Below are 10,720 nucleotides of genomic sequence, written 5' to 3' on the forward strand. Positions count from 1 at the left end.
CGGGCCCCGGCCGGGGCCCGCGTGACCTCGTCGGTCCGCGGCGCGCCGGTCCCGCAGGGATCGCCGGCCGGGCTCGTCTCCCGGACGGCGGCGGGCGTCGTCGACGGGATCGTGGTGCTGTGCGCCGTCTTCGCCCTGCACTTCGGTTACGCGGCGGGCCACTACCTGCTGCTGGGCCCGCCGTTCTCGCTGCCGGACCCCGCCGCCTGGCTGACGGTGGTCCTCGGCTACGCCGCCGCCGTCGCCTATCTGGCGGGCGGCTGGCTCATCGGCGGGCGCACCGTCGGCGACCAGGTGCTGGGGCTGCGGGTGCTCAGCCGTTCCCGGCGGCAGCTCACCGTGGCCGCCGCCCTGCTGCGGGCCGTGCTCTGCGTCTTCCTGCCCTGGGGGCTGCTGTGGATACCGGTCGACCGGCGCGGGGCCTCCGTGCAGGACCGCCTCGTGAACACCGCCGTCGTCCACGACTGGTACGGCAGGTCCCGTCCCGGCGGCGACGGCTGAGGAGGCCCCGGCCCCCGCCCCTCAGACCGCGGGCTCCACCGCGAACACGTGACCGCCCCAGGCGTCGAGGTCGACGAAGAGCCCGGGGCCGGTCAGCTCGCTGCCGGACCGTACGTACCGGACGCCGTCCATCAGGTCCAGCAACTCCGCGTTCACGCCGTCGAGTTCGGGCCACGGCACGCGGATGCGGCCCTGGGCCGGACGGCCGGAGGCGTTCACCACCACGAGGTACCGGCCGCCCGGCCCGGCCGTCCAGCTCCAGGTGAGCAGGGACCGGCAGGTGTCGTTGTCCGGCCAGCCCGTCGCGTCCAGCAGCTGCCAGCGTCCGTCGCGCATACGGCTGTTGCGGACCACCGTCAGCAGCCGTTCGTGGAAGGCCCGCAGTCCGTCGTCGGCCGGTTCGTCGGGGCGGCGGGTCAGGAAGACGGGCAGGTGTACGCGGCGCCCGGTGAACTGGCCCTCGTGCCAGAGGGTCGCCCCCGGCAGCGTGGCGATCACCACGGCCGCCGCGCGTTCCCGGGCCACCGGGGTGAGGGTGGCCGCCGCGCGCGGTTCGTCGTGGTTCTCCAGGAACCGGAGCAGGCCGCGCTGGTAGTCCTCAGCAGCCCGCAGGTGGTCGCGGACCGCGTCGGCGTCGTCGTGCAGCAGCCGGTCGTAGAGCCGCTTGTCGTAGGCGTGGTCGAAGCCCTGCCGCTGGAGCGCCCACTCCAGGTCCCAGTAGGCCTCCGCCACGAAGAGCATGCCCGGGTGCCGGCGCCGCACGGCGGGCAGCACGGCCGCCCAGAAGTCCTGCTCGGGCGCGGGTCCCACCCGCCGGCCCCAGGTCCGGGCGAACACGTCGTTCATCGGCAGCATCGCCATGTCGCAGCGGACCCCGTCGCACAGGTCGCCGATGCCGCTGAGGACGTCGGCGGTCAGCGCGCGCAGCGCCGGGCTGAACGCGTTGAGCTGGACCACGTCGGGCCACGGCGGGAAGAAGGGGTCCCGGCCGCGCGCGTACACCCTGCCGTGCGCCGCGAGGTAGGCGGCCGGATCCCGCCGCAGGTCGTCCTCGCTGCCGCGGACGAAGCAGTCGGGGTGCGCGGCGAGCCAGGGGCTGTCCGGCGCGACGTGGTTGGGCACGTGGTCGAGGAGCAGTCCGACGCCGCGGCGGTCGAGCGCGGCGCGGGCGGCCTTGAGCCCTGCGGTGCCGCCGAGGGAGGCGTCGACGGAGTAGCGGCGCACGCAGTACGGCGATCCGGCGATGTCCTCCGGGCCGGCGTCGGGGAGGGCTCGGGTGAAGGACTCGCGCAGGGCGGGGTCCGCCAGGGCGATGCGGAGGCCCTCGGGGCTGCGCTCCCACACGCCCATGAGCCAGACGGCGTCCACGCCGTGCGGGGTGATCTCGTCCCAGGCGTCCTTGGGGACGTCACCGAGGCCCGTCGGGCGCCCGGTGCGGCGCTCGATCTCCCGGAGCCATACCCGGGTGTTGACCTCGTGCACGACGGGCTGTGCGGGCAGTGCGTTCATGAGCCCCCTCCGTTCTGCGCCTCTTCGCCCCAGGGGTCGCGGAAGTCGTCCGGGCCGAGCCGGCCGAACGTGATGATCAGGGTGGCGACCAGGCCCGTCCAGCCGGTCTGGTGGGCGGCGCCGATCCCCGCGCCGTTGTCCCCGTGGAAGTACTCGTGGAAGCTGATCAGGTCGCGCCAGTGCGGGTCGGTGCGGAACTTCTCCTGGCCGCCGTGGACGGGGCGCCGCCCGTCCGGCTCCCGCAGGAAGATGCGGGTGATCCGGTCCGAGATCTCCTTCGCCACCTCGAACAGGGTCTTCCGGTTCCCGGAGCCGGTCGGGCACTCCACGGTGAGGTCGTCGCCGTAGAAGCCGTACAGGTTGAGCAGCGCACGGACGAGCAGCACGTTCATCGGCAGCCACACGGGCCCGCGCCAGTTGGAGTTGCCGCCGAACATCCCCGAGTCGGACTCGGCGGGCAGGTAGCCGACGCGCAGCTCCTCACCGTGCACGGTGACGGTGTACGGGTGCTCGGCGTGGTAGCGGGAGAGCGCCCGGATGCCGTACGGGCTCAGGAACTCCTCCTCGTCGAGCAGGCGGGCGAGGACGCGCTCCAGCTTCTTGTCGTCCACGACGGACAGCAGCCGGGGACCGTCGGCGGGCCCGGCCGTCGCCGAGGCCCAGGCGGCGGCGAGCGAGGGGTGCCGGCCGACGAAGCGGTCCATCCGCTCCCGCAGCGGGGAGACGGCGGCCAGCTGCCGGGGGTGGAACACCGTCGAGGCGCACAGCGGCAGCAGACCCACCATGGAGCGCACCTTCAGGCGCCGGGCCCGGCCGTCGGGCAGCCGCAGCACGTCGTAGAAGAAGCCGTCCTCCTCGTCCCACATCTCGTCGTGGCGGTCGCCGACGCGGTCCAGGGAGGCCGTGATCCACAGATAGTGCTCGGTGAACTTGACGACGAGGTCCTCGTACGCGGGGCTGTGCTCGACGAGTTCCAGGGCGATCTGCAGCATGGTCTGGCAGTACAGCGCCATCCACGCCGTGCCGTCGGCCTGTTCGAGCCGGCCGCCGGTGGGCAGCGGCGCGCTGCGGTCGAAGACGCCGATGTTGTCGAGGCCGAGGAAGCCGCCCTGGAAGACGTTGCGTCCCTGCGGGTCCTTGCGGTTGACCCACCAGGTGAAGTTGGTGAGGAGCTTCTGGAAGGAGCGTTCCAGGAAGTCGCGGTCCGCGGTGCCGGTCAGGCGCCGTTCCAGCTGGTACAGGAAGTACGCGGCCCAGGCGTGGACGGGCGGGTTGACGTCGGTGAAGTTCCACTCGTACGCCGGGATCTGCCCGTTGGGGTGCAGGAAGGCGTCGGTGAGCAGCAGTTCGAGCTGTTCCTTGGCGAAGGCGGTGTCGACCATGGCGAGCGCGACGGTGTGGAAGGCCAGGTCCCAGGCGGCGAACCAGGGGTACTCCCAGGTGTCGGGCATGGACACCACGTGGTCGGCCGTCATGTGGAACCAGTCGTGGTTGCGGATGCCGTCCGCCGCCGGGCCGAAGGGGTCGACGCCGTGCTCGGTGAGCCAGGTGTCCACGTCGAAGTGGTAGTACTGCTTGCTCCAGAGCATCCCGGCGAGCGCCTGCCGCAGCACCCGCGCCCCGTCCTCGTCCAGTCCGGGCGGGGTGAGGTCGCGGTAGAAGGCGTCGGCCTCGGCGAGCCGCTGCTTCAGGACGGCGTCGAACTCCTCGCCGAGGGGGGCGGGCCGTCCGGCCCGCACCAGCCGCAGCCGGACGCTCGCCTCACCGCCCGGCGCCACGGTCAGGGTGTGGTCCGCGGCCGCCTTGGTGCCCGTGCGTTCCGGGTTCACGGCCGCCGTGTCACCGTCGACGACGTACCGGCCGATGCCGTCCTTCACGTACGGGGACGGGTTCGGCGTGCCGTACAGGCGTTCGGCGTTCGTCTCGTTCCCGGTGAACAGCAGCGGGACGTCACCCGAGCAGTGCAGCTCCCAGGTGCCGAGGTCCGCGTCCGGGTGCTCGGCCCGCACGACCGTCCCGCCGGTGCCGCCGGCGACCGCCGTGAGCCGCGGTTGCGCCGTCGCCGGTGCGCCGTCGCGCCAGGACCAGGTGTTGCGGAACCACAGCGTCGGCAGCACCCGCAGCGTCGCCTCGTCGGGGCCGCGGTTGGCGACGGTGATCCGCATCAGGAGGTCGTCGGCGGTGGCCTTCGCGTACTCCACGGTCACGTCCCAGTAGCGGTCTTCGTCGAAGACACCCGTGTCGAGCAGTTCGTACTCGAACTCCTGCCGTCCGCGCTCCCGGTTGACGGCCACCAGTTCGTTGTACGGGTACTCGGGCTGCGGGTACTTGTACAGGTAGCGCATGTACGAGTGGCTCGGGGTGCTGTCGAGGTAGAAGTAGTACTCCTTGACGTCCTCCCCGTGGTTGCCCTCGGCGTTGGTCAGCCCGAAGGCGCGTTCCTTCAGGATCGGGTCGCGTCCGTTCCACAGCGCGAGGGCCAGACAGAGCCGTTGCCGGTCGTCGCTGATCCCGGCGAGCCCGTCCTCGCCCCAGCGGTAGGCGCGGGAGCGGGCGTGGTCGTGCGGGAAGGAGGACCACGCGTCACCGGAGGCGCTGTAGTCCTCGCGGACCGTGCCCCACTGCCGCTCGGCGAGGTACGGCCCCCACCGCCGCCAGGCCTCGTCCCCGGCGCGTTCGCGTTCCGCCCGCTGCGCCTTGTTGCGGGTGGCCTTGGTGGGCGTCCTGGGGGCGGACCTGGCCGCCTTGGCGGTGCCGGCCGTCCGCGCGGCTCCCGCCGTCTTCCCGGTCTTCTGTGCCTTGTCCCGTGTGGCCATCGCGTTCACCCGATCCGGCTCGCAGGAATCCCGGGCACAGTGTCGTCGCGTTCCGGCGCTGCGGACTCCCCCGCCCCGGGTGAGGTGGGCCCGCGCCCCGCGCCCGGCCTCCCCGGGCGTACGGCTCGTCCGGCGTACGGCTCATCCGGCCCTGGCGTGCCGCCCGGGCCGTCCCCGCCCCGCGGCCAGCGCGATCCGTGCCACCCGGGGCCAGTCGGCCGGTGGCCGGCTCACGGGCGTACCGGGACGGTCGCGCGGTACGCGCACCCGCAGCGCCCCGGGCACGATCCGGCACACCACGGGAGTCGGCAGACTCACCGCCTCCCCGTCGATGCCGGCCGGGACGGTGCCGGAGCCGGGTACGGCGGTGGCGTCGACGGCGGCCGGAAGCGAGTCCGTACGCGGGTGCGGGGCCGGGTCCGGGTCCGTCTCGACGACGACCTCCGTCGCGGTCAGCCGGGTCACCGCGGCGGAGGACGGGCCGCGGAGGGCGCCCGCCGCCCGCGCGGTGTTGTCGATGCGCACGCACAGCACCCCGAGCTCCCCGGCGTCCAGGCGTTCCCGGCGGCCCGGGTTGGCGAGGTCGACGGCGCGCCGGTAGGCGTTGTTGCTGACCAGCAGGGCCTGCAGACCGTCCAGCCGTACGGCGGGGGTCCGCATCCGCAGCCGGGGCGCGCCGTCCCCGCTGAGCAGGCCGGGCAGGGCGCGCAGGGCCGTACGGGTCTTGTCGTCGCGGTAGGCCGGGTCGCCGACGACGGCCGCGTAGGCGCCGAAGGAGGCGTTGTTGACGAACACCCGGTCGGCGGCGAACCCGAGGTCGACCCGGAGCTCCACGCCGTCGGCGAGGGCGTCGAGGGCGGCCGCCGGATCGTCGCGGTCCAGACCTAGGTCCAGGGCGAAGTGGTTGCGCGTGCCGGCGGGGACCACCGCGAACGGCAGGTCACAGCGCCACGCCACCTCCGCCACCAGTGCCTGGGTGCCGTCCCCGCCCGCCACGGCCAGCAGGTCCGCGCCGTCGGCCACCGCGCGGCGGGCCAGTTCGGCCACGTCCTGCCGCTGTCCGGGGTCCAGCAGGGTCACCCGCGCACCCGCGGCCCGGGCCTTCTCCACCAGGCCGAAACGTGCGACCTTGCCGTCGCCGGAGCGGGGGTTCATCACGATCCACGGGTGGCGCGGGGCCACGGCGGGCCGTTCCGCGTGCGCGACGGCACGGCCCGCGTCGTCCGGTGTCAGCGCGGTACGGGCCGCCAGCACGGCCAGCGCCCACAGCGCCAGGGAAACCGCGGCGGGCCACAGCATGCCGTACGCGGCGAACACGGCGAGCACGGTGACCGGGGCGGCGATCGACAGCACCATGCCGGTCACGCGGACCAGGGCGGTGTGGGCCAGGGCCCACCACACACCGGCCGCGGTCAGGGCCAGTCCGGCCAGGCCGAACAGGATCCAGAAAACGCTGCGCAGCCCGGCGACGACGAGCGGCACCAGGACGCTGCCCAGCAGGGCCAGCAGGGCGAGGCGGGCCCACCCGGCGTGCCCCTCGCGGGCGGGCGCCGCCCCCGTCCCGTCCGGTGCGCCCGCCCCGTGCCGTTTCCCGTACCGGTGCCGGTGCCGGCTCACCTGGTCGCCCCGGCGGCTCACAGGTCGCGCGGCATGCGTGCGTAGGGGTCCTCGTCGCGCCGGACCACGCACAGGGCCCAGATGACGAACCCGGAGAAGGCGATCATCACCAGCGACCAGACCGGGAAGTACGGCAGGGACAGGAAGTTGGCGATGATGACGAGCGACCCGAGGACGATCCCGGCGATACGGGCCCACAGCGCCGTCCGGAACAGCCCCACGGAGATCACGACGGCCGCCGCGCCCAGGAGCAGGTGCACCCAGCCCCAGCCGGTCAGGTCGAAGGCGAAGATGTAGGAAGGTGTGGCGACGAAGATCTCGTCCTGGGCGATCGCCATGACGCCCCGGAGGATGTCGAGGACCCCGATGATCGCCAGCATGACGGCGGCGAACACGGTCAGGCCCTCGGCCCATTGCTGTTTCGCTGCCACGCGGTGAGGGTGTGTCGTGGTCATCCTGATGCCTCGTTTCGTCGGGCGGTGGTGCGCCCACGACGCGGTCGGTGCTCCGGACCCCCGTGCCGTCCGGTGCGGTGCGGGTCAGTGCAGGATCCGCTCCTTCGCCCGCCGGAACTCCTCGTCGGAGATGTCGCCCCTGGCGCGGATGTCCGACAGCCTCGCGAGTTCGTCGATCTCACTGGTGCGGGAGCCGGGACGGGAGCCGCCGGCCGCCGTCTCACGGATGTAGTCGTCGAGCGCCCGCTGCTGCGCACGCGCCTGCGCGACCTCGCGTCGGCCCATGCCCTTCCCGCGCGCGATGAGGTAGACGAAGACACCGAGGAAGGGCAGGACGATGAGGAAGACGAGCCAGCCCGCCTTGGCCCAGCCGCTCAGGTCGTCGTCGCGGAAGAGGTCGACGACGATCCGGAAGAGCAGGACGAACCACAGGATCCACAGGAAGAACCAGAGCATCGTCCAGAAGGCGCTCATCAGCGGATAGTCGTAGGCGAGATAGGTCTGCGCGTCCACTTCGCTCCTCCGTAGGTCCCAAAGGCCCCGTAGGTCCCGGGGCGCGTGTCCTGCCCCGCGTCCCGTGCTGCCTGCCCCGCGTCTCATGTGCTGGTCGTGTGCCGGTCGTGTCCCCCTCAGCGTGTCCGCCGTGGACGCCGGACGCTTCACCCATGGCGGGTGATCCGGCCCGGGCCCGGCCCCGGTGTGGTGAGCACGGAGGCCTCCGGCGGTCCGGCGCGTACGGCGGCGCGCCGGCGCGTACGACGGACCGGCGGACCGGCGGACCGGCGAGGAAGGAGCGGCACGTGCGGGACGACGTGGACGAGCGACTCGCGCGGGACGGCGGCCGTCCGTCGCTGCCGCCGCCGCTTCAGGGCCCTGCCGCTGCCCCGGGAGGTTCGGTCATGACCACCAGCAATTCGTCCCCCGCGCCCCTGCCCCCGCCGGAGCGCGCGGCGTACGGCAGGCACGCGCGCACCCGGGCGTCACGCTCCTGCCACGGGTGGTTCGAGCCCGCCACGGGGCGGCCCGACCCCGTCGACGTGCTGGAGCGCCAGTCGGCGAGCCGGGTGCCGGAACTCGTGCCGATCCGGTACGGGCGCATGCTCGAGTCGCCGTTCCGCTTCTACCGCGGTGCCGCCGCGATCATGGCGGCGGACCTGGGGTCCCTGCCGCACACGGGTCTGACGGTGCAGCTCTGCGGGGACGCCCACCTGCTGAACTTCCGGCTGCTGGCCTCGCCGGAGCGGCGTCTGGTCTTCGACATCAACGACTTCGACGAGACACAGCGCGGCCCGTTCGAATGGGACGTCAAGCGCCTGGCGGCCAGCATCGCCATCGCCGCCCGGGCCAACGGCTTCCCGGCGAAGGCACAGAACACCGCCGTGCGCGCCTGCGTGCGGGCCTACCGGCGGCGGATGCGGGACCTCGCCGGCATGCGCACGCTGGACGTCTGGTACGCGCAGGACGACACCGACCACCTGCGGACGATGCTGTCCACGGCGCCGGACGACCAGGCGCTGGGCAAGGAGGCCAGGCGGCGCGCCGACCGGGCGACCGCGAAGGCCCGCACCCGCACGCACCTGCAGGCCTTCGGGAAACTCACCCGGCTCACGGCGGAGGGCAGGCGGATCACCCCGGACCCGCCCCTGATCGTCCCGCTCCGGGACCTGCTGACCGACACGGACACCGGATTCCGGCAGGAACGGGAGCTGCACGCCCTGGTGGACGCCTACGCGCGCAGCCTCTCCTCCGAGCGGCGGCACCTGCTGCGCCGCTACCGGCTGGTGGACATGGCCCGCAAGGTGGTCGGGGTCGGCAGCGTCGGCACCCGCTGCTGGATCCTGCTCCTGCTGGGCCGGGACGACGAGGACCCCCTCCTGCTGCAGGCCAAGGAGGCCCAGCCGTCGGTCCTCGCCCCGTACACCGACGGTGAGCAGTACGACAACCAGGGGCGCCGGGTCGTCGCCGGGCAGCGCCTCATCCAGACGGCCAGCGACATCTTCCTGGGCTGGACGCGCGTGGTGGGGCTCGACGGGCACGGCCGGGACTTCTACGTCCGCCAGTTGCGCGACTGGAAGGGCATCGCGCGCCCCGAGACCATGGACCCCGAGCTGCTGACCGTCTTCGCCCAGCTGTGCGGGGCCTCGCTCGCCCGGGCCCACGCCCGTTCCGGCGATCCCGTGGCCGTCGCCGCCTATCTGGGCGGCGGCGACCACTTCGACCGCGCGCTCGCCGAGTTCGCGCAGGCCTACGCCGACCGCACCGAGCGGGACTTCGCGGCGCTGGGGGCGGCCGCGCGGTCGGGCCGGGTCACCGCGCAGGTGCTGTGACGCCGGTGCGTCCGTGCCGGACCGGCGCCCCGGTCGCCCCGGTCGCTCCGGTCGCCTCGGCAGCCCCGGTCGCCTCGGCAGCCCCGGTCGTTCCGTTCACCACGGTCATTCCGGGAGGCGGCGCAGCTCCACGACCAGCAGGCCCAGCGACTGGAAACGGGCCAGCAGTCCGTACAGGTGCGCCTCGTCGATGATCTGCCCGAACAGGAGGGTCTGATCCGGCACGACTACGTGGTCCAGTTCCGGGAAGGCCTTGGCCAGCCTCTCGGACAGGTGCCCGTCGATGCGGATCTCGTAGCGCATGAGCTGCTCCCCGCGGGTGGCCTCTGCGCGGCGAACGTGCCGTCCCTCGCGATCGTCCGCCCTGCGCGGCCCCGCGGCCTCACCCGGCCGAGGTGAGCCGCGGCTCGGCCGTTCGGCTCCCGGCGTCCGTACCCGGCTGCTCAGTGCTTCAGCACCGCCTTGAGGGCGACGATCAGCAGCCCGAGCACCAGGTTGACCGCACCGGTGCGGACGACCAGGGGCCAGGGGGCCCGGGCGCGCCGGGCCGCGGTCGCCGACCAGTACACCTGTCCGGACACCGCCACGCCGAGGGCCAGCCAGCCGGTGGCCCACAGGTCCAGGCCGAGCAGGGAGCCGAGCGCCACAGCCGCGGCGGGCGGGAGGGCGGCCTCGAGGATCGGCCGCTCCTCGCGGCACACCCGCAGCACGGCCGTACGGTCCAGGGGCCGCCGTGCCATGTGGGCGCCGAACAGCTGGGCGTGCACGTGCGCGAGCCAGAACACCACACCGGTGGCCACCAGCAGCAGGACCAGCTCGGCCCGCGGGAAGGGGCCGAGGGTGCCCGCGCCGACCACCACGGAGGCGGCCAGCAGGGAACCGTGGACACCGCCCGAGTGATCGACGTGGGCACCGCTGCTCCCACGGCTCCGACCGGGTTCCGCGGGGGTCACAGCAGCCGGAGTTCGCGGGCCCGGCGCACCGCGTCCCCGCGCCGGTTCACCCCCAGTTTGCGGAAGACGCTCTTCAGGTGGGTCTTCACCGTGTTGACCGACACGTACAGGTCCGCGGCGATCTCCTCCGTGGACATCATCTGCGCCAGCCGTTCCAGGACGTCGCGCTCCCGTTCGCTGAGCCGCTCGACGACGAGCGCCGGACGCCGGGGCTCCGTCCGCTGCCCCGGGGCCGGACGGCCGGACGGCCGGACGGACAGCAGGTCCCAGTCCGGGTACGGGTGCGGGCCGGTGCCCAGGACGCGCCGGAGCCACGGTCCGGCCTCCAGGAACGGCCGCCGCAGGCGTTCGCGCCGGGCGTCCAGCAGCGCCTGGGTGACCAGTCGCCGCGCGGTGCGGTGGTCGCCCGTCCGGTCGGCGGCCTGCGCGCGGACCAGGGTGGCGCGTACGGTCAGCGCGGGTCCGCCCCGCTCCCCGGCGGGCAGCCCGTCGAGGAGGTCGAGCGCCGCACCGGTGGCCCCCGCGGCGAGCAGGGCGTGCGC

Annotated in this window: 10 protein-coding genes; 2 read left to right on the forward strand and 8 right to left on the reverse strand. The window is 73.8% G+C overall.

Translation table 11 applies throughout. From position 1 onward, the window contains the following. On the forward strand, positions 1-501 hold a 501-nt coding region (locus UW392_RS37440), incomplete at its 5' end, for an RDD family protein (RefSeq protein WP_320779691.1). A gap of 21 nt (positions 502-522) precedes the next feature. Here UW392_RS37440 and UW392_RS37445 read toward each other — a convergent pair. The 5 genes from UW392_RS37445 to UW392_RS37465 all read right to left on the reverse strand — a co-directional run bounded on the left by UW392_RS37445 (position 523) and on the right by UW392_RS37465 (position 7,411). After that, complete coding sequence (locus tag UW392_RS37445; RefSeq protein ID WP_320779692.1) at positions 523-2,010, reverse strand: alpha-amylase; 1,488 nt, start codon at positions 2,008-2,010, stop codon at positions 523-525. Beyond that, the gene (locus UW392_RS37450) at positions 2,007-4,826 is read right to left on the reverse strand and encodes an MGH1-like glycoside hydrolase domain-containing protein (protein ID WP_320779693.1); all 2,820 of its coding nucleotides are present in this window, start codon (positions 4,824-4,826) and stop codon (positions 2,007-2,009) included. Before UW392_RS37450 ends, UW392_RS37445 begins: the two co-directional genes overlap by 4 nt. A 141-nt stretch (positions 4,827-4,967) precedes the next feature. Beyond that, entirely contained in the window at positions 4,968-6,464 is a 1,497-nt protein-coding gene (locus tag UW392_RS37455) for a diacylglycerol/lipid kinase family protein (RefSeq protein ID WP_414496909.1), read from the reverse strand. Beyond that, the gene (locus UW392_RS37460) at positions 6,461-6,898 is read right to left on the reverse strand and encodes a hypothetical protein (protein WP_320779694.1); all 438 of its coding nucleotides are present in this window, start codon (positions 6,896-6,898) and stop codon (positions 6,461-6,463) included. Before UW392_RS37460 ends, UW392_RS37455 begins: the two co-directional genes overlap by 4 nt. Before the next feature lie 84 nt (positions 6,899-6,982). Further along, the gene (locus UW392_RS37465; protein ID WP_320779695.1) at positions 6,983-7,411 is read right to left on the reverse strand and encodes an SHOCT domain-containing protein; all 429 of its coding nucleotides are present in this window, start codon (positions 7,409-7,411) and stop codon (positions 6,983-6,985) included. A gap of 386 nt (positions 7,412-7,797) precedes the next feature. On the opposite strand from UW392_RS37465, the gene UW392_RS37470 reads away from it, so the two are divergent. Continuing rightward, positions 7,798-9,225 carry a DUF2252 domain-containing protein gene (locus tag UW392_RS37470; protein WP_320779696.1) on the forward strand — a complete coding sequence of 476 codons (1,428 nt, stop codon included), beginning with the start codon at positions 7,798-7,800 and terminating at the stop codon, positions 9,223-9,225. A gap of 105 nt (positions 9,226-9,330) precedes the next feature. On the opposite strand, the gene UW392_RS37475 is transcribed toward UW392_RS37470, so the two are convergent. From UW392_RS37475 to UW392_RS37485, 3 genes are all read right to left on the reverse strand, one after another. Beyond that, complete coding sequence (locus UW392_RS37475; RefSeq protein ID WP_320779697.1) at positions 9,331-9,528, reverse strand: hypothetical protein; 198 nt, start codon at positions 9,526-9,528, stop codon at positions 9,331-9,333. A 140-nt stretch (positions 9,529-9,668) separates the two neighbouring features. Beyond that, positions 9,669-10,178 carry a hypothetical protein gene (locus UW392_RS37480; protein ID WP_320779698.1) on the reverse strand — a complete coding sequence of 170 codons (510 nt, stop codon included), beginning with the start codon at positions 10,176-10,178 and terminating at the stop codon, positions 9,669-9,671. After that, positions 10,175-10,720 (reverse strand): helix-turn-helix transcriptional regulator (locus UW392_RS37485; protein ID WP_320779699.1); only part of this gene is annotated, 546 nt, incomplete at its 5' end. The genes UW392_RS37480 and UW392_RS37485, both read right to left, overlap by 4 nt.

It is taken from the genome of Streptomyces sp. CRN 30 (assembly GCF_034105845.1).